Below are 19,229 nucleotides of genomic sequence, written 5' to 3' on the forward strand. Positions count from 1 at the left end.
CGAGGCGATGACGCCTCTCCGGCGCACGGGTAGGATGGAACGCTATGGCTGACGGCCCCCTCATCGTCCAGAGCGACCGCACGGTGCTGCTCGAGGTCGCGCACCCCGACGCGGAGACCGCGCGACACGAACTCGCGGTGTTCGCTGAGCTGGAGCGCGCGCCGGAACACATCCACACCTACCGCATCACGCGTTTGGGGCTGTGGAACGCGCGCGCGGCCGGACACGACGCCGACGCGATGCTGCAGACCCTCGACAAATGGTCGCGCTTTCCGGTGCCCGCGTCGGTGAGCACCGACATCCGTGAGACCGTCGGGCGGTACGGCCGCCTCGTGATCGAGCGAGACGACGAGGGCGCGCTCGTGCTGCGCTCGACGGATCCGGCGGTGCTGGGAGAGGTCTCTCGCAACAAGCGCATCTCGCCGCTTCTCATCGGTCACCCGACGCCGGACAGCTACACGGTCGACGCGTGGGCGCGGGGCCACATCAAGCAGGAGCTGCTGAAGATCGGCTGGCCCGCCGAGGATCTCGCCGGCTACACCCCCGGCACGCCGCACCCGATCGACCTCGACGAGGACGGTTGGCAGCTGCGGCCGTACCAGCGTCAGGCGGTCGAGTCCTTCTCCGAGGGCGGCTCGGGCGTCGTCGTGCTGCCGTGTGGCGCCGGCAAGACGCTCGTCGGCGCCGGTGCGATGGCCGAGACGCGGACGACGACGCTCATCCTCGTCACGAACACCGTCAGCGCCCGTCAGTGGCGTGACGAACTCCTGCGGCGGACGAGCCTCACGCCGGAGGAGATCGGCGAGTACTCCGGCCAGTCGAAGGAGATCAAGCCGGTCACGATCGCGACGTACCAGATCCTCACCGCCAAGCGCGGGGGCAAGTACGCGCACCTCGCACTTCTCGATGCCCTCGACTGGGGCCTGGTGCTATACGACGAGGTGCACCTGCTGCCCGCGCCGGTATTCAAGCTCACCGCCGACCTTCAGGCGCGCCGCCGACTGGGCCTGACCGCCACTCTCGTGCGCGAGGACGGCCGCGAAGGCGACGTGTTCAGCCTGATCGGGCCCAAGCGATTCGACGCGCCGTGGAAGGAGATCGAGGCGCAGGGCTTCATCTCGCCCGCGGCCTGTTACGAGGTGCGCATCGACCTCCCCGCCGAGGAACGGCTGGAGTACGCCGCCGCAGCCGACGAGGAGCGCTATCGGCTGGCAGCCACAGCGCCCGCGAAGATCGACGTCGTGCGGCGGCTGGTCGATCGGCATCCGGGTGAGCGCGTGCTGGTGATCGGGCAGTACCTCGACCAGATCGATGAGCTCGCCGAGGCCCTCAACGCCCCCAAGATCACCGGGTCCACCCCGGTCGCGGAGCGCGAGGAGCTGTTCCAGGCCTTCCGCGAGGGACAGATCTCGCTGCTCGTGGTGTCGAAGGTCGCCAACTTCTCCGTCGACCTCCCCGAGGCATCCGTCGCCGTCCAGGTGTCGGGGTCGTTCGGGTCGCGCCAGGAGGAGGCGCAGCGTCTGGGTCGGCTGCTGCGTCCCAAGCAGTCGGGGCACACCGCGAGCTTCTACACGCTCATCGCGCGCGACACCGTCGACCAGGACTTCGCGCAGAACCGCCAGCGGTTCCTCGCCGAGCAGGGCTACGCCTACACGATCCTGGATGCCGAGGGAATCGGTGCCGCGGCCGCGTGAGCCCTACCAGGACTCGGCGTTTCTCGCGATATCCAGCACTTCCTTGAACGAAGTCACGATAATGGGCGCATGACAGCACCGCGCATCCTCGTCGTCGACGATGAACCCAACATCCGCGACCTGCTCATCACGAGCCTGCGTTTCGCCGGATTCCAGGTCCGGGCCGTCGCCAACGGCGCGCAGACCATCTCCGCGGTTCTCGAAGAGGAACCCGACCTGATCGTGCTCGATGTGATGCTGCCCGACATGAACGGATTCAGCGTCACCAAGCGGCTTCGCGGGGCCGGCTACACCGCCCCGATCCTGTTCCTCACCGCGAAGGACGAAACCGAGGACAAGATCACCGGCCTGAACGCGGGCGGTGACGATTACGTCACCAAACCCTTCAGCCTCGACGAGATCGTCGCGCGCATCCAGGCGATCCTCCGCCGCACGATGCAGGCGGACGAGGAGTCGGTGATCCGCACCGGTGAACTCACGATGGATCAGGACACGCACGACGTGAGCGTCGGCGACGTCTCGATCGACCTGAGCCCGACGGAGTTCAAGCTCCTGCGCTACCTCATGCTCAACCCGAACCGCGTCCTGTCCAAGGCGCAGATCCTCGACCACGTGTGGGAGTACGACTTCAACGGGGATGCCGGCATCGTCGAGAGCTACATCTCTTATCTGCGTCGAAAGATCGACCCGCACTCCTCCGAGCCGCTCATCCAGACCAAGCGCGGTTTCGGCTACATGCTGAAGTCCGGCAAGACCGCCTGAGCGGGGATCCATCCTGGAGAATTCCGACGACGCTCTGACGCACTGGTGGCGTCGACTCAGCCTCCGCACGAAGGTGACCGGCGTCACGGTCACGCTTCTGGCCGTGGGGCTCGTGGCGGCGGGCGTCGGCACTCTCATCTTCCTGCGCACGACCCTCATCAACAACCTCGACGAGCAACTCGGACAGCAGGCGGCGGGCAACATCGCCAACAGCGTCTTCGTCACCGAGGATGTCAACGGGCAGTTGTCGTTCGCGCAGGTCGACAACGCCCCGCAGATCGGCTCGATGGTCGTCGTCTACGGGCCCGACGGCCAGCGGGTCGCCTTCTACAACGGCACCACGATGAGGACGGTTCCCGAGCTTCCGGAGACCTTCTCGGTCGAGCAGACCTACAGTCAGGTCGACCGCCGCATCGAGCTGGACGACCCTGTCTCGGGGCAGAAGTTCTTGGCGCGCGTCGGGCTGCTCCAGGTGCCGGGCTACAACGGCATCTACACCCAGATGATCATCCAGCCGCTGGCACCCACCGACCGCATCGTGGCGGCGTACGTCGGCATCTACGGCTTCGTGGCCCTGCTCATCCTCATCGCCAGTGCGCTGCTGACGCGCGCGTTGGTCACATTGACGTTCCGCAGTCTCGGTCAGGTCGAGACGACGGCGATGGACATCGCGGCGGGCGACTTCAGCCAGCGCTTGACCGACATCGTCCCCGACACGGAGGTGGGCCGACTCAAGGCGGCCATCAACGCGATGCTCGCCCGTATCGACGGCGCCCTCCATCAACGGGATGCCACGGTGCGGCAGATGCGCCGCTTCATCGGCGACGCGAGCCATGAGCTGCGCACGCCGCTGGTCACCATGCGCGGGTATGCCGAGCTGTACCGGATGGGAGCGATCCGCTCCGATGACGACGTCGCCCAGGCGATGGAGCGCATCGAGAAGGAAGCCATCCGCATGGGCGCGTTGGTGGAGGACCTTCTCGCCCTCGCCCGCCTCGACGAGCGGCGAGACGTGGCGATCACGGCGCTGGATCTGCGCCCGATCGCGAGGGATGCCGCGCTCGACCTCCGCGTCACGTCCCCGCAGCGCGAGGTCACGGTCGACGACACCACGAGCCGCGCGGCCATCGTGCTGCCGGTGATGACGCTCGAACAGGACCCCGCCGCCGACGACGCCTCCTCGGGGCCCCATCGGCGTCGAAGCGCCCCGACGACCTCGGCCATGGCGATCGCGGGCGCGACGTTGTCGCGGCTTCGGCGGAGGCGGGAAACGGCGCCCGACGCCACCCCCGGCGAGACCGAGAACGCGCCCAAAGCCCCGCCGGAGACGACGACGGGCCCGCGACGGATCCCCAGCCTCGCCCCGATCGTCCTGGGCGATGAGAACCGGGTCCGTCAGGTCGTGGCGAATCTGCTCGGCAACGCCCGCCGATTCACGCCGGACGACTCCCCCATCGGCTTGCGGGTGGGCGTGGACGTCGAGAGCGACATGGGGTGGATCGAAGTGATCGACCACGGAGAAGGCGTGCCGGAGCAGATCCGGGAGCAGATCTTCCAGCGCTTCTGGCGAGCGGACACCTCGCGGACGCGCGAGACGGGCGGTTCGGGCCTCGGCCTGTCGATCGTGGCATCCATCGTGGACGCGTTGCACGGCACCGTCGATGTGCGCGACACCCCGGGCGGTGGAGCGACCTTCCGCGTGTCTCTTCCTCTCGCCGAGCGCCGGGATGCCAGCGAGCACGCGCTCATCGCCACGCAGCCGCTCGAACGCCTCCCCGACGATGTGCGCCTCGGCGACACCCCGCCGGAGCCGCGGAACTCCTGACGGCGCGAACGAAGAACGCCCCCTCCCGAAGGAGGGGGCGTTCTTCTCATGCCTGAGCGTGGATCAGAAGTCCATGCCACCGGTCGGGTCGGCGGGCGCAGCCGCGGCCTTCTCGGGCTTGTCGGCGACGACGGCCTCGGTCGTGAGGAACAGGCCCGCGATCGACGCGGCGTTCTGCAGCGCGGAGCGCGTCACCTTGGCGGGGTCGATGATGCCCTGCGCGAATAGGTCACCGTACTCACCCGTCGCGGCGTTGAGGCCGTGGCCGACCTCGAGCTCGGCGACCTTGTTGGCGACGACGCCCGGCTCGAGACCGGCGTTGAGGGCGATCTGCTTGAGCGGAGCCTCGATGGCGACCTTGACGATGTTCGCGCCGGTGGCCTCGTCGCCCGTGAGCTCGAGGTTCGCAAACGCCGTCTTGCCGGCCTGGATGAGGGCCACGCCACCACCGGCGACGACACCCTCTTCGACGGCCGCCTTCGCGTTGCGGACGGCGTCTTCGATGCGGTGCTTGCGCTCCTTGAGCTCGACCTCGGTGGCCGCGCCCGCCTTGATGACGGCCACGCCGCCGGCGAGCTTGGCGAGACGCTCCTGGAGCTTCTCGCGGTCGTAGTCGCTGTCGGTGTTCTCGATTTCGCGGCGGATCTGGGTCACGCGACCCTCGATCTGAGCGGAGTCGCCCGCACCCTCGACGATGGTGGTCTCGTCCTTGGTGATGATGACCTTGCGCGCGCGGCCGAGGAGGTCGACCGTGGCGTTCTCGAGCTTGAGGCCCACCTCTTCGGTGATGACCTGGCCGCCGGTGAGGATCGCGATGTCCTGCAGCTGCGCCTTGCGACGGTCACCGAAGCCGGGCGCCTTGACAGCGGCCGACTTGAAGATGCCGCGGATCTTGTTGAGCACGAGCGTCGCGAGAGCCTCGCCCTCGACGTCCTCGGCGATGATGAGGAGCTCCTTGCCCTCCTGGATCACCTTGTCGACGATGGGCAGAAGGTCCTTGATGTTCGAGATCTTCTGGTTCGCGATCAGGATGTAGGGGTCTTCGAAGACCGCTTCCTGGCGCTCGGGGTCGGTGACGAAGTAGGGGTTGATGTAGCCCTTGTCGAAGCGCATACCCTCGGTGAGCTCGAGCTCGGTGCCGAAGGTGTTGGACTCCTCGACGGTGACCACGCCCTCCTTGCCGACCTTGTCGATCGCCTCGGCGATGAGCTCGCCGATGGCCGAGTCAGCGGCGGAGATCGACGCGGTCGCGGCGATCTGCTCCTTCGACTCGACCTCCTTGGCGGAGGCGAGCAGCTCGTCGGTGACGGCCTTGACGGCCTTCTCGATGCCCTTCTTGAGCGAGATCGGGTCGGCACCGGCCGCGACGTTGCGCAGACCCTCGCGCACGAGCGCCTGAGCCAGGACGGTCGCGGTGGTCGTTCCGTCACCGGCGACGTCGTCGGTCTTCTTCGCGACCTCCTTGACCAGCTCGGCGCCGATCTTCTCGTACGGGTCGTCGAGCTCGATCTCCTTGGCGATCGAGACACCGTCGTTCGTGATCGTGGGGGCGCCCCACTTCTTCTCGAGCACGACGTTGCGACCGCGGGGGCCCAGGGTCACCTTGACGGCGTCGGCCAGGGTGTTGAGGCCGCGCTCGAGACCGCGCCGGGCCTCTTCGTCGAAAGCGATGATCTTTGCCATAAGTGTGTCGTCCCTCCCGGACGGGTGGCTACCAGTCTTTAGCACTCGACAAAAGCGAGTGCTAACTCATTCTGGCACTCGACCCTGGGGAGTGCAAGCCGCCCGGTGCGGAGGGGGAACGACGACGCCGCGGCCCCGTGACGGGGACCGCGGCGTGCGTGAGCCGGAGGATCAGGCCATCAGACGAACCGATTCCGCCTGCGGTCCTTTCTGCCCGGAACCGACCGTGAACTCCACCGCCTGTCCCTCCTCAAGGACCCGGAACCCCGACATCTCGATGTTCGAGTAGTGGACGAAGACGTCCTGGCCGTCCGTCACGGTGATGAAGCCGTAACCCTTCTCGGCGTTGAACCATTTGACGGTGCCCTGCGTCATGCGAATCTCCTGTTGCTGAACGACGAGGTCATCGTAAGCACGCGAGCCCGCGCCGATTCGGCCCGGGAGAGCATTGTTGACACGGCGGCATCCAACTTTTTACCCCACGGAAACACGCGGGGCAGCGGGGCTCAGGGCGTGGGCTGACCCGCCGCGCGATCGAGTCCGATGACGACGACGAGACGTTTCTCGGCGCTCTCGTCGTCAGCGGTGTCCGGATCGTCCGTCGGCTGCAGGAAGTCGCTCTCCGCGATGTCGGCACCACCGATCGCGTCGGCGAGACCGCGAGCGGCCTCGGCATCGTCCGCGGTGCGGTAGTACACGGTCGTCGTCGCGAAATCGGTCGTGTCCGAGTCACCGGTCTGAACGCTGTCGCCGGGCCAGCCCAGCTCGACGATGCGGTCGCGCAGGTTGCCAGCGAGCCCCTCGTCCGCGGTGCCGTTGAGCACGACGACCGAGTACGACGTGTCGATGACCGCCGGAGCGGTTTCGACCGCGGTGGGGGTCGGTGACGGATCAGACCCGAGCGAAATGCGACCGGACGCCACGAGCACACCGAAGATGCCCACGATGATGAGCACGACGGTGGCCAGCGCGGCCCAGAGGAAGATGATCCAGCCCCGCGAACGCGGACGTTCGGCCCGGTGGGCGCCGACACGGCCCGCCTCGACCGGCAGGTCGTCGAAGCGATCCCGAGGGAAGGTCGATCTGGCCATTGGACGATGCTATCGGGCGGCGTTCCGCGGCCCCGTCACCGCGTCGCCGTGCGGCCCAGGCGCGCGCGATGCTGCTGCGCCGCCTCGTCGCGCCGCCGACGCAGCCGCCGCACGAGCATCGGGTCATGCGCAAGGGCCTCCGGCTCGTCGAGAAGGCGTCCCAGCAGTTGGTAGTACCGTGCGGGCGCGAGGTCGAACTCGGCGCGGATCGCCTCCTCCTTCGCTCCGCCGTGGCGCCGCCACTCCGCCTCGAAGGCGAGGAATGCACGGTCACGGTCGGAGAGAGGCACGTCGCCACGCTACTGCGAGGGGGACGCCGATCCGGGATGCCACGCCACCCAGGCCCCGAGCGGGTCGACGCTGGCCAGCACGTCGCCGTCGAGAGCGAGGGCGAAGCCACCGGGCCGGAGGGTCGGCATCCCCTTCCACGCCTCGTGGAGGCCGGGGGCGTCCAGGGTCACCCACCGGCCGGCCGCGCGGGCGGCGGAGATGATCGCCCCGCGGTGCCGCCGCGGCACGTGGGCGAGAACCCCCGGTGTCGTCACGACAAGTGTCGCGTCGCGTGGCGCCTGTGCGGCGAGCGCCGGGAGAGCGCCGGCCCCGTCGCCGGCCACGAGAAGCGGAGGGTCGGCGGCGGCGATGTCGAGCGCGGCCTGGATGCGCTCACGACGCCCGTCCTCCCCCGGCCAGACCAGACCGGTGAGCCACGCCCGGTCCTCGGGGTCTCGGGCGTCGAGCGGCTGCAGGTCGATCCCCGCCCGCCACACGACCCGGGGCAGTCGTAGCGGCGGGTCGCCGTCCATCGCGCAGTCCAGGACGACCGGACTGCGGCCGCCGTCGGGGTCGAGGCGGGTCGTGTCCCCGTCCGCCGAGACGTAGCGATACGAGTAGCGGTCCGGGTAGAGGCACAGTCCGGCGCTCGCGCCGATCTCGAGGAGTGCGATCGGCCCGTCGATGAGCGACAGCGCCGGCAGCAGCGCCGCGCAACGCAGCGGCTCGTTCGTCTGGACGCTCCGGCGACCGCATTCGGCGACGATGGCGTCGGCGTGCGCCACGACCCAGTCCGCCCACGCGTCCCCGGTGTCGTCGGTCGCCCCGAGGAGTCGCATCACGGCGAAGACCAGCGGGGGCTGTCGATGCGTCTCCGGGATCGCCGCGACGACGCGTGCCACGGCCGGATCCTCGGCGACCCGACGCGCCCACTTCGCGTAGGTCTCGGAGCGACCGGGCGCCTCGTGGTCGGCGAAGCGGGTGTAGCGGTCGACGACGACGGTCACGGCATCCAGGTCCACCCCGGTGATTATGCCCGTGCGGGCGCGACGTCCCCTGAACGCGAGAGAATGGACGCGACGAAGGAGACCACTCATGACCTACGCCGTCGACAAGTCCGACGACCAGTGGCGGGCCGAGCTCAGCCCCGAGCAGTACGCAGTCCTGCGCCAGGCCGGGACCGAACGCGCCTGGACCGGTGAGCTGCTCGACGAGAGCCGTGCCGGCCTGTACGCCTGTGCCGCGTGCGGAGCCGAGCTCTTCCAGAGCGGCACGAAGTTCGACTCCCACTGCGGTTGGCCAAGCTTCTACGAGTCGGTGCGCCCCGAGGCCGTCGAACTGCTCGAAGACAACAGCCACGGCATGCAGCGCACCGAGGTCCGGTGCGCCAACTGCGGATCCCACCTGGGCCACGTGTTCCCCGATGGCTTCGGCACACCGACCGGCGACCGCTACTGCATGAACTCCCTCTCGCTGAGCTTCACTCCCGCCGACGAGGCATGAGCGCGCTGGAGGCCATGCGCGATCGGCGGTCGTGGTCCAAAGTCACCGACCTGGCCCCCACGGGGCCCGAGCTCGAGGCTTTCGTCGCGGCCGCCGGCCGTGTCGCAGACCACAAGTCGTTGCGCCCGTGGCGGCTCATCGAGATCCGCGGCGCCGACCGCGACGTGCTCGCGCGGGCGCTGAACAAGGCCGACGGCAAGAAGGGGCTGTCGTCGAAGCCCCGGCGTGCCCCGCTGATCATCGCCGTGGTCGCCGACCTGAGCTCGAAGAAGATCCCCGCGTGGGAGCAGGAGGCCGTGGCATCCGGGGTCGCCCACATGCTGAGCCTGGCGCTCGACGAGGCCGGGTTCGGCGTGTTCTGGCGCACCGACGACAACACCCGGAGCAAGGTCCTCGCCAAAGCCCATGGGCTGGGCAAGGGAGAGGTGCTCCTGGGGTGGCTGTACGTCGGCGGCAAGCCGGTGCGGTCACGTCCCACGCGGCGCAAGACCGTGGATGCCGCGAAGCACATCTCGCGAATGCCCGGCGGGAAGAAGCGCCGTAAGGTCGACGAGACCCGCCTCTGATCCCTCGTCGGCGTCCGCGGTCTCAGCCGCGGCGCCGACGTCGCCAGGGAACGGCGGCCACGACGACGCCGCCGATGGCCACCCCCGCTGCGACCAGAGCGACGGGCGTCGAAGGCGCCGCGGGTGCGGGCCAGACGGCGTCGAGCGCGACGGACGTGGTAAGAAGCCCCACCACCGAGCCGAGGCCCATCACCAGCACGCCCGTGTGCTGCACGATGACCGACGACAAGAAGATGTAGACGACGCCGACCGTTCCCCCGAGATAGAGCCACGGATCGGTGGGGAGGGCCCGGGGCGGTCCGACGACGGCGATGTGCGTGAGCGCCGCGACGATGAGCACCGCGGTTCCGCCGGCGAAGTTGACGACTGTCGCCGCGAGCGGGCTCTGCACGCGCAGCCGCAGGCGTCCGTTCGTCCCCTGCTGCCACGCGACGCCCGCCCCGGCGATGACCGGGACGACCAGCATCCACACGGGAACGCCGCCCACCCGGTCCCCGGTCAGCGACACGCCCACCCCGGCGAGGGCGAGAAGTGCACCCACAACGCGGCGGAGCGTCACCGGGACGACGCCGGACGGGCCGTGACCGAATCGGTCGAGGAACAGTCCTCCGGTGGTCTGCCCGGCAACGAATCCCACGGTGAACAGAGCCACCCCGATCGTGGCGACCGCGAGTCCCTGGGAGGCCACCGTGAAAGCTCCGATCACGCCGCCCAGGAGCATCCACCCGGGGATCGACCGCTCCCGGATCGCCGCGGCCAGGCGCCGCACACCGGCCCGCCCGACGGGGAGCACGGCGGCGATGACGAGCACGACCACCAGACCCGAACCGAACGAGATGGCCCCGGCCAGGACGCCGTCGCCGATCTGCGCCCCGAGCGAGCCGTTGATGCGCGCCTGCAGCGCCGTCAGCGCGCCGATCAGCACCGCCCCGAGAACCGCGATCCCGACCGATCGTCGCTGAGACATGGATCCTCTTCCCTGGGCGCCGCCCACGTCGGGGGCCGTCGTCGATCGTACGTGCCCGCGCGCCGAGTGGACCCACCGGCCCCGATGCGCGAGGCTTTCCCCGTGCCCCACCTCAGCGCCGGCCCCGATGACGTCTCGGCAATCCTGTCCCGACTGACCGCCGCGCGCGCCGACCGCGACTTCATCGCGGGAGTCGAGCTCCACCTCCCCCGCTTGCACGATCTCTTCCTCCGGCTCTACGGCGATCGTCCCGATGGGCGCGAACGGCTGGCCTCCGTTGTCGACCTCGCACACCGTTCGTGGGATGCGCGCCCCGCGGGGCTCAAAGCCCTCGACCGGGAACGGGCGAGCGCACCCGACTGGTTCGAGAGCGAACGCATGCTCGGCGGTGTCTGCTACGTCGACCGCTATGCCGGCGGGCTCCATGGCATCCGGGAGTCGATCCCGTACTTCCGCGAGCTGGGACTGACCTACCTGCACCTCATGCCGCTGTTCGAGAGCCCCGAGGGCAACAGCGACGGCGGGTACGCCGTCTCGAGCTATCGCCGGGTCAACCCGGCCCTGGGCACAATGGAGGAACTGACGGAACTGGCCGCGGAGCTTCGCCGCGCCGGGATCTCGCTGGTGGTCGACTTCATCTTCAACCACACCAGCAATGAGCACGAGTGGGCTCAGAAGGCGGTGGCCGGCGACGCCGGGTACGAGGACTTCTACCTCATCTTCCCCGACCGCGCGCTGCCCGACGCCTACGAGCGCACGACGCGCGAGATTTTCCCCGACGACCACCCCGGCTCGTTCGTGCAGCTGCCCGACGGGCGCTGGATCTGGGCCACGTTCTACCACTTCCAGTGGGACCTCAACTACGCCAACCCCGCGGTGTTCGAAGCCATGGCGGGCGAGATGCTGTTCCTCGCCAACCGGGGTGTGGAGATCCTCCGGATGGATGCCGTGGCCTTCATCTGGAAGCGCCTGGGAACGGCGTGCGAGTCGTTGCCCGAGGCGCACCTGTTGCTGCAGGCGTTCAACGCGGTGCTGCGGATGGCAGCGCCGAGCCTGCTGTTCAAGTCCGAGGCAATCGTGCACCCGGACGAGGTCATCTCCTACATCTCGCCCGAGGAGTGCCAGCTCTCCTACAACCCGCTCCAGATGGCCCTGACGTGGGAAGCGCTCGCGACGCGCGACGGCCGGCTGCTGCAGCAGGCCCTGGAGCGTCGCCACGCCTTGCCCGACGGAACGGCGTGGGTGAATTACGTCCGCAGCCACGACGACATCGGTTGGACGTTCGCCGATGAGGACGCCGCCGAGCTCGGCGTCCAGGGATACCCGCACCGCCGCTTCCTCAACGACTTCTACGTCGGCCGCGTCGAGGGCTCGTTCTCGCGGGGCGTGCCGTTCCAGGAGAATCCGCGCACCGGTGACGCGCGCATCGCCGGCACCACCGCCTCGCTCGCCGGTATCGAAGCCGGAGACGCCGGCGGCGAGGACCGGGTGATCCTCGCCCACGCGCTCGCGCTATCGACCGGTGGCATCCCGCTGCTCTACCTCGGCGATGAGGTCGCCCAGCTCAACGACTACTCGTACCGCCGCAACCGGGCCGAGGCCGGCGACAGCCGCTGGGTGCACCGACCGCACCGCCCCGAGCAGAACTACGCCGACCGGACGGATGCCACGACCCCCGCAGGCCGCGTCTTCGCCCGCCTCACGCGGCTCATCGAGGTGCGGCGCTCGACCCCCGAGCTCGCCGGCAACGACCTCATCGCTTTCGACGCCCACGTGGACTCGGTCGTGGCATTCCTGCGTCTGGGCGAGGCGGGAGCAGCGGTGCTCGTCGTCGCTAACGTCGCCGATCACGCTGTCGAGATCGATGCCCTGACCCTCACGGGCCTGGAACCGGATGCCGTCGACCTCATCGCGAACGAGCCCGTCGCTCTGGCCGGCGGGCTGACGGCACCCGCGCACGGGGTGCTCTGGCTGCGCGTCGGGATGCGCTGACGAACGGTCCCGGGCTTCTCGTTTCGAGGGACGGACGCTCCCGGCACACCTCGGCGGGGCGGCGGGAGTCGCATCAGCATGGTGAGGTGTGGCGGGTCATCGGGTGGCGTCGTCATGAACTGAACGGTCGACTTCGCCGTATTTGCAGGGGCGCGCAACATTTTCTCGTCGACGACACCACAGGGTTGCCTCACCCGCCCCCGCTCTCGGATCGAATCCATTCGACCTCGGCACCATCACGGCAGTCGAATGCTTTCGATGCCCGGCATCCGGGGGTCGGGTCGAATCCATTCGATGAGGAAAGGAATTTCATGAAGAAGACTGCCGTCGGGCTGCTCAGCGGCGCCCTCGCCTGCGCCGTCGCCCTCTCGTGTCCCCCACCGCCCGAAGCTCACGCAGCGGTGACCGGAGACTTCGACATCGAGCGGGCACTGGCGATCCCCGAACTCGCCAACCTTCGCGTCGACACGAGCGAGGTGATGCTCGACAATCCGGCTGTGACGCCGTACGGCGTGTCAGCCGAGTATCAAGCACCGTACTCTGCCTACACCACGACCCTCCGGAACGATCTCCCCTACCCCCAGACGCTGACCTCGCAATCGAACACGGTCACCACGTGGGATACGACGACATCCTCCACGGAGGTGGGCGCGGCCCTCCGGGTCAAGAACGAGTTGGACCGGAAAGTGTCCGTCACCGTGCTCGGGACCGGGGTCGAGGTAACGCATCGCCTGTCTGTCGAGGTCGAGGCGTCGTTCCGCAGGACCGACACGGCCACGAAGACGGTGACCAACGCGTGGACCGTCCCCAGTCAGGCGATCTCCGTGCCGGCCCATACGTCCGTCACGGTGCAGGCGCTCATGCAACGAGCGTCCTTCTCGGGGAAGTTGAAGCTGGAAGGCGACATCGTCGGGAACGTGAAGTTCGCGAATCGCTGCGGGGAGAAGTTCTCCGTCCCTGTAGGGAGGGTTCTCGCGCTCCAGAAGAACGACGGGACGGTCGTGACCCCGTCGTCGGTCGTCCCCGCCGGTGACACCGCCCGGTTCTCAGGCGAGGGAAGCTTCAGCGGGGTGGCCGGCACCTCGATGAGCGTCACGGTGACCGAGAACGGCACCACCCGGACGCTTCAGAACATCGGCACCGCACCCGCGTCGGGTACGCCCACCGGCCGCTCAGCGATGTCGACCGCCGACCCGGCTGCACCGCTGGCCGACACGACCGGCATCGCCACGTTCGCTGGTCTGGCCGAGGAACTGGGGTGCGGAACGGTGACCGACATGGGGGGGCACGCCTTCACGCTCGGCAGCGACGGTCGCATCTCCTTCGTCGCCGACGGCCCGGCGAGGGTCGTTTCGCCGGCAGGCGTGACCTTCACATCCGTGTCCGCCGACCCCACGCCCTTCGGCAACATGGGACTCGGCATCGCCGCCGACGGGTCGGTATGGTCAGCCCACGACGGCCGCGTGATGCAGAAGATCGCCGTCCCCGGAAAGGCCAAGGCCACCGCCGGACACGCCTTCGTCCTCGGCGAGGACGGTCGTGTTTCGTACGTCGCTGACGGGCGGGTCACGGTCGTCTCCCCCTCCGGCGTGAAATTCGCGTCGGTCACCGGCGACTGGGCCGCGGGCCAGAACTACGGCCTGGGCATCGATGAGAACGGTGACGTGTGGTCCGCCCGTGACAGCGACCCGATGGTCAAGCTCGCGCTGGCGGGGAAGGCGAGAGCGACTGCCGCGCACGCCTTCGTCCTCGGCGAGAACGGTCGCATCTCGTACGTCGCCGATGGCCGCGTCACCGTGGTCTCGCCCTCCTCGAGGACCTTCGTCTCTCTCACGGGGAACCCCGCCGGCGACGGTAACCGGGGTCTCGCCATCGCCAACGATGGAACCGTATGGTCCGCGCATGACAGCATTCCGATGGTCAGGATCGACCTCCCCAGGAAAGCGACGACCACCGCGGGACACGCCTTCATCCTCAGCGACGACGGGCGCGTGTCGTACATCGCGGACGGCCGGGTGACGGTCGTGACTCCTTCGGAGCAGACCATCACCTCCCTCGAGGGCAATGCCACCGGCACCGGCAACTATGCACTCGCCATCGATGCCGCCGGCACGCCCTGGGCGCTGAAGGACTCCGAGAAAGCCCGCGACCTCGAGGTCGAGATCCTACGACGGTAACCCCCCTCGGTTTCGTCGCCCCGCCGCGCGGTGAAGCCCCCACAGAAGCGGAGTGCCCCCTTCCGCCCCGGAGGGAGGGGGCACTCCTCGTGCCGGCGACTCGCGGGACATCCGCGATCACCAGCGGAGGAAACCACGAACGAGCCGCGGGGGTATGTGCCGGCTACAGGACTTGAACCTGCAACCCCCGTATTACAAGTACGGTGCGCTACCAATTGCGCCAAGCCGGCGAGAACGCCAGTCTATCGACGCGCGAGGGCGGTGCCCCACGCGTCTCACCCGGCGGGCGTGTCCGCCGGGACGGGCGTCGGGGTCGGGGTCGCCGTCGAGTAGTAGGCGTTGCTGTCGACCGTGAGGACGAACTGCGCGAACTCCTTCGGGTCGTCCATGCGGCCGACGTAGGGCGTGCCGTTCACGAGCACCGTGGGCGTCGCCGTCAGCGCTTGACCCTCAGTGTCGGGCAACCCCTTGATGGCTCGATCGGTGGCGGCCTTCGCCCAACCGGTGAACGTCTCGTCCTCGATGCACGCACGCACCGTGTCGGGGTCGCTCACACCGGCGCCCTGCGCCATGTCGGCGAGCTTCTCGTCGCTGTACCCCTCGGAGTCCACCGCCGGCTGGTTGACGAGGAGTTCGTGGTTGTACGCGAAGAAGCGGTCGGAGGCATGCGTGGCGACGCACGCGGCGGCACCGGCGGCACGCAGGCTGTACTTGGTGCCGTTGGACTTCGACGTCAGCATCGCCACCGGGTAGTACGTCAGGGAGGCGGCATCCTGCGACACCCACTTCGAGAGTTGCTCGGCGTTGGCGAGCTGGAACTCCCGAGCCTCGGTCGAGAGGTAGTCGACGTAGACGCGGATGTCGACGGGAGCGGCGGTCGTCGTCGGAGCCGGCGTCGGTGTCGCCGTCGCCTCGGCCGCGAGGGCGGAGGCGTTGCCGTCGACGGTCTGGTCGGCGAGCGGGTCGGCGATGCCGGTGGCGGCCGTCACGACGAAACCGTCGTCCGACGCGACATCCGGAAGCGCCTGCGACCGCCCGTCGCGCGACGACAGAGCGTACGTGACGCCGGCGGCGCCCACCGCCACGACCGCGACCGCGCCGACGGTCACGAGGGAGCGACGGAGAATGCGCGCCCGCGTCTGCCGCGCCTTGACCTGCTGCGCCTTCTCGCGCACCGCCTCGCGGCGGGCGTTCTCGGCGGGCAGATTCGGCGTCTGGTCGTTGGACATGGGACCTCTCGGGCGCGGACGGGAGCCGCTGACGATGATGGGAACGCACGGGAAGGCGAACGAACATCGATGGTAATGAGCCTGGCTGAGAAATGCCCAGACACGTGCGATACTGACCGTGCGCTCAATGTCGTGCGCGCTCGGGGTCGCCCCCGTTCATTCCATTCACTACGGATCGTCCGGCACGTACCTGCCGGTGAAGGAGAAGAAGAAATGGCGTCCGTCACCTTTGACAACGCAACCCGTCTGTACCCCGGTGGCACCCGCCCCGCGGTCGACAAGCTCAACCTCGAGGTGGGCGATGGCGAGTTCCTCGTCCTGGTCGGTCCCTCCGGTTGCGGAAAGTCCACCTCGCTGCGCATGCTCGCGGGCCTCGAAGAGGTCAACTCCGGCCGCATCCTGATCGGTGACCGCGACGTCACCGATGTGCCCCCCAAGGACCGCGACATCGCGATGGTCTTCCAGAACTACGCGCTGTACCCGCACATGACGGTCGCCGAGAACATGGGCTTCGCGCTCAAGATCGCCGGCGTCGGCAAGGAAGAGCGTGCCGCCCGCGTCCTCGAGGCCGCCAAGCTCCTCGACCTCGAGCAGTACCTGACCCGCAAGCCGAAGGCCCTCTCGGGTGGTCAGCGTCAGCGCGTCGCCATGGGCCGCGCGATCGTCCGCCAGCCGCAGGTCTTCCTCATGGACGAGCCGCTGTCGAACCTCGACGCCAAGCTCCGCGTCCAGACCCGCACCCAGATCGCGTCGCTGCAGCGCCGCCTCGGCGTCACCACGGTCTACGTCACGCACGACCAGACCGAGGCCCTCACGATGGGCGACCGCATCGCCGTTCTGAAGGACGGCCTGCTCCAGCAGGTCGGCACCCCGCGCGACCTGTACGAGAAGCCGAAGAACGTCTTCGTCGCCGGCTTCATCGGCTCGCCCGCGATGAACCTGTTCCCGGTCGACCTGGCCGAGGGCGGCGTCCGCTTCGGCGACCTCGTCGTCCCCGTCGAGGCCGACGTCATCGGCAAGGCGCACGGCTCCGAGGTCACCATCGGCGTCCGCCCCGAAGACATCCAGGTCGCTCCGGCCGACGGCCGCGGCCTCTCGGTCGTCGTCGACCTCGTCGAAGAACTCGGTGCCGACGGCTACCTTTACGGCCACACCGACATCAACGGCAAGCGCACCGACATCGTGGCCCGCGTCGACGGCCGCCGTCACCCCAACGCGGGCGAGACGGTCGTGCTGGCACCGGTCCCCGGTCACGTGCACGTGTTCGACCTCGAGTCGGGCGACCGTCTCACGGACAAGGCCATCGCTTCGGCCTGACCCGACGCATCGTCGCGGCGCGGGGAGTCTTCCGAGACTCCCCGCGCCGCGCCCGTTTTCTCGGAGGAACCGTGGCCGAATCCCTCAGCATCACCGCCAGCACCGTCGACCCGGGGCTCCTGCAGCTGCCGTGGTCGACCGGTCTCGCTGACTGGCCGAGTTCGCACATCGTCGCCCTGCCGAAGGGCATCTCCCGCCACCTCGTGCGCTTCGCCAACCTGTCGGGCCGCGTCGTCGCCATCAAGGAGACGACCGAAGAGATGGCGCGGCGCGAGTACGACATGCTGGGCAACCTCGACCGGCTCGCCGCACCGTGCGTCGACCGGGTCGCCGTGATCGCCGGTCGGACGGATGCCTCGGGCCGCCCCCTCCCCGCGGCGCTCGTCACCGCCCACCTGCGCTTCTCCCTCCCCTATCGCGCCCTCTTCACCCAGGTGCTGCGGCCGCATACGGCGACGCGCCTCGTCGACGCCCTGGCCGTGCTGCTCGTGCGCCTGCACAACGTCGGCTTCTACTGGGGTGACGTGTCGCTCTCCAACACGCTCTTCCGCCGCGACGCGGGTGAGTTCGCCGCCTACCTCGTGGATGCCGAGACCGGCGAGCTGCACGGCAACCGCCTCACGAACGGGCAACGCGCGCACGATCTCGACATCGCGCGCACCAACATCGCCGGCGAGATCATGGACCTCGAAGCCGGTGGCCGCCTCGAGGGCGGGGTGGATGCCGTCGCGATCGCCGACGGACTCGTGTCGTCGTACCACTCGCTCTGGGGCGCGTTGACGGACAAAGAGACGTTCGCCGTCGACGAATCGTGGCGCATCACCGAGCGCGTGCATCGCTTGAACGCGCTGGGCTTCGACATCGGCGAGATGTCCATCCAGACCACCGGCGACGGCACTCGCGTCTCGATCCAGCCGAAGGTGGTGGACGCCGGCCACCACCAGCGCCGCCTGCTGCGCCTCACCGGCCTGGACGTCGAAGAGAATCAGGCTCGACGACTGCTGAACGACCTCGACGAGTTCCGCGCGCGCGTGTCACGCCTGGGCGCCGACGAGGAGATGGTCGCGCACGAGTGGCTGACACGCGTGTTCGAGCCGATCGTCATGGCGATCCCGTTCGACCTGCGCGCCAAGCTCGAACCCGCCGAGGTGTTCCATCAGGTGCTCGAGCACCGGTGGTATATGTCGCAAGCACGCGGGCGATCCGTTCCGCTGGCGGAGGTCGTGACGTCCTACATCGACGACGTCCTCAGCCACCGCCGCGACGAGGCGACCGTGATGGGACCGCCCACCGACACGATGTCGCTCTCGACCATCTCAGACGGTTCGGCCCCGGAGACCGGAGAGGTCCCGACCACCGACACGGATGCCGTGGACTGGCGCGACCTGGTGTGACGAAGACGACGACGGCGCCGCCCCGGAGGGACGGCGCCGTCGTCGTTCGGGTCAGTACCCGACCGTGAAGTTGTCGCGAGAGTGGCGCGGGTTCTCGATCTCGTCGAGCACGGCGACGGCGAAATCGGCGCCCGAGATGAACGAGTCTCCGTTGTCGTCGACGACGAGCACGTGCCCGCCGTCGCGGTAGTTCCCGGTGCGCTCACCGGGCGCCCACGCACCGAAGCCGCCGGCCGGGTGCACGTAGAACCAGTCGCGGTCGGACGCGTCCGCCCGCAGATCCTCCAGGATGCCGATCGCCTCGGACGCCTCGGGCTTGTAGTCGTCGGTGAAACCGTCCGTGTCGATCAGGCGCGGGCCGCCTTCCGCGACGAGCGAGCCCCCGGCGCCACCGACGACCCCGAGCCGGACGCTCTCGGGGAGCACGGACGTCAACTGGGCGATGGCCGGGCGGAGCTTGCCCAGCATGTCGCCGCGGGGGGCGACGGCCGAGACGACCACGTCGACGCCGTCGAGTTCGGCGACCAGGCCGGGCACGTCGAGCACGGTGCCCTCGACATAGGTGGCACCGTCGACACGCTCGGAGGGAACCGAGCGGGCGACCGAGACGACCGTGTGGCCGCGGCGGACGGCCTCGGCGACGATGTGGCTACCGGCGTAGCCGGTTCCTCCGATGACGGCGATACGGGGCACGGGTGTTCCTTTCCTCCGGTCCGCACCCTCGCGCGGACGTCTTTGTTCAGCGTGCCGGTTCTCGGC

Annotated in this window: 17 protein-coding genes and 1 tRNA gene; 9 read left to right on the forward strand and 9 right to left on the reverse strand. The window is 69.0% G+C overall.

Annotation, left to right across the window (positions count from 1 at the left end):
- Positions 1-44: 44 nt before the first annotated feature.
- The 3 genes from MHY30_RS03060 (at position 45) to MHY30_RS03070 (ending at position 4,281) form a co-directional block, all read left to right on the forward strand.
- Positions 45-1,694: a DNA repair helicase XPB gene (locus MHY30_RS03060; protein ID WP_239275034.1), complete on the forward strand. Its 1,650-nt coding sequence runs from the start codon at positions 45-47 to the stop codon at positions 1,692-1,694.
- Positions 1,695-1,763: 69 nt separating this feature from the next.
- Positions 1,764-2,456, forward strand: coding sequence for a response regulator transcription factor (locus tag MHY30_RS03065; protein WP_128216810.1), 693 nt, complete (start codon positions 1,764-1,766; stop codon positions 2,454-2,456).
- Between the two features lie 73 nt (positions 2,457-2,529).
- Positions 2,530-4,281 (forward strand): cell wall metabolism sensor histidine kinase WalK, encoded by a 1,752-nt coding sequence (locus tag MHY30_RS03070; RefSeq protein ID WP_239275035.1) that lies wholly within the window; start codon positions 2,530-2,532, stop codon positions 4,279-4,281.
- A 63-nt stretch (positions 4,282-4,344) separates the two neighbouring features.
- Here MHY30_RS03070 and groL read toward each other — a convergent pair whose 3' ends face one another.
- From groL to MHY30_RS03095, 5 genes are all read right to left on the reverse strand, one after another.
- On the reverse strand, positions 4,345-5,964 hold the full coding sequence (groL, locus tag MHY30_RS03075) for a chaperonin GroEL (RefSeq protein ID WP_239275036.1): 1,620 nt from the start codon (positions 5,962-5,964) through the stop codon (positions 4,345-4,347).
- A gap of 171 nt (positions 5,965-6,135) precedes the next feature.
- A complete protein-coding gene (locus MHY30_RS03080; protein ID WP_013585848.1) occupies positions 6,136-6,339 on the reverse strand; it encodes a cold-shock protein in 204 nt (67 codons plus the stop codon).
- A 131-nt stretch (positions 6,340-6,470) separates the two neighbouring features.
- Entirely contained in the window at positions 6,471-7,055 is a 585-nt protein-coding gene (locus MHY30_RS03085) for a LytR C-terminal domain-containing protein (protein WP_239275037.1), read from the reverse strand.
- A 35-nt stretch (positions 7,056-7,090) separates the two neighbouring features.
- A complete protein-coding gene (locus MHY30_RS03090; protein WP_239275038.1) occupies positions 7,091-7,345 on the reverse strand; it encodes a DUF3263 domain-containing protein in 255 nt (84 codons plus the stop codon).
- A 9-nt stretch (positions 7,346-7,354) separates the two neighbouring features.
- On the reverse strand, positions 7,355-8,347 hold the full coding sequence (locus tag MHY30_RS03095) for a DUF2332 domain-containing protein (protein WP_239275039.1): 993 nt from the start codon (positions 8,345-8,347) through the stop codon (positions 7,355-7,357).
- A gap of 73 nt (positions 8,348-8,420) precedes the next feature.
- On the opposite strand from MHY30_RS03095, the gene msrB reads away from it, so the two are divergent.
- Both msrB and MHY30_RS03105 read left to right on the forward strand, forming a co-directional pair.
- Positions 8,421-8,828, forward strand: coding sequence for a peptide-methionine (R)-S-oxide reductase MsrB (msrB, locus tag MHY30_RS03100; protein ID WP_239275040.1), 408 nt, complete (start codon positions 8,421-8,423; stop codon positions 8,826-8,828).
- Positions 8,825-9,394, forward strand: a complete 570-nt coding sequence (locus MHY30_RS03105) for a nitroreductase family protein (RefSeq protein WP_239275041.1) — start codon at positions 8,825-8,827, stop codon at positions 9,392-9,394. Before msrB ends, MHY30_RS03105 begins: the two co-directional genes overlap by 4 nt.
- A 22-nt stretch (positions 9,395-9,416) precedes the next feature.
- Here the strand turns inward: MHY30_RS03105 and MHY30_RS03110 are convergent, their stop codons facing one another.
- Positions 9,417-10,361 carry a DMT family transporter gene (locus tag MHY30_RS03110; RefSeq protein ID WP_239275042.1) on the reverse strand — a complete coding sequence of 315 codons (945 nt, stop codon included), beginning with the start codon at positions 10,359-10,361 and terminating at the stop codon, positions 9,417-9,419.
- A gap of 84 nt (positions 10,362-10,445) precedes the next feature.
- Here MHY30_RS03110 and MHY30_RS03115 point away from each other — a divergent pair, with 84 nt between their 5' ends.
- Positions 10,446-12,353, forward strand: coding sequence for an alpha-amylase family protein (locus MHY30_RS03115; RefSeq protein ID WP_275437942.1), 1,908 nt, complete (start codon positions 10,446-10,448; stop codon positions 12,351-12,353).
- 311 nt (positions 12,354-12,664) lie between these two features.
- On the forward strand, positions 12,665-14,530 hold the full coding sequence (locus MHY30_RS03120) for an ETX/MTX2 family pore-forming toxin (RefSeq protein ID WP_239275044.1): 1,866 nt from the start codon (positions 12,665-12,667) through the stop codon (positions 14,528-14,530).
- Between the two features lie 157 nt (positions 14,531-14,687).
- Here MHY30_RS03120 and MHY30_RS03125 read toward each other — a convergent pair.
- Together MHY30_RS03125 and MHY30_RS03130 are read right to left on the reverse strand one after the other, a co-directional pair.
- Positions 14,688-14,760 (reverse strand) — tRNA-Thr (locus MHY30_RS03125).
- A 45-nt stretch (positions 14,761-14,805) separates the two neighbouring features.
- Positions 14,806-15,759 (reverse strand): thioredoxin domain-containing protein, encoded by a 954-nt coding sequence (locus tag MHY30_RS03130; RefSeq protein ID WP_239275045.1) that lies wholly within the window; start codon positions 15,757-15,759, stop codon positions 14,806-14,808.
- A gap of 213 nt (positions 15,760-15,972) precedes the next feature.
- On the opposite strand from MHY30_RS03130, the gene MHY30_RS03135 reads away from it, so the two are divergent.
- Together MHY30_RS03135 and MHY30_RS03140 are read left to right on the forward strand one after the other, a co-directional pair.
- Positions 15,973-17,076 carry an ABC transporter ATP-binding protein gene (locus MHY30_RS03135; RefSeq protein WP_239275046.1) on the forward strand — a complete coding sequence of 368 codons (1,104 nt, stop codon included), beginning with the start codon at positions 15,973-15,975 and terminating at the stop codon, positions 17,074-17,076.
- A 71-nt stretch (positions 17,077-17,147) separates the two neighbouring features.
- Positions 17,148-18,470 (forward strand): DUF4032 domain-containing protein, encoded by a 1,323-nt coding sequence (locus MHY30_RS03140; RefSeq protein WP_239275047.1) that lies wholly within the window; start codon positions 17,148-17,150, stop codon positions 18,468-18,470.
- A gap of 51 nt (positions 18,471-18,521) precedes the next feature.
- On the opposite strand, the gene MHY30_RS03145 is transcribed toward MHY30_RS03140, so the two are convergent.
- Positions 18,522-19,163 (reverse strand): NAD(P)-dependent oxidoreductase, encoded by a 642-nt coding sequence (locus MHY30_RS03145; protein ID WP_239275048.1) that lies wholly within the window; start codon positions 19,161-19,163, stop codon positions 18,522-18,524.
- Positions 19,164-19,229 lie beyond the last annotated feature (66 nt).

Origin of the sequence: Microbacterium sp. ACRRU (assembly GCF_022346945.1) — a bacterium.
GTDB lineage: Bacteria > Actinomycetota > Actinomycetes > Actinomycetales > Microbacteriaceae > Microbacterium > Microbacterium mcarthurae.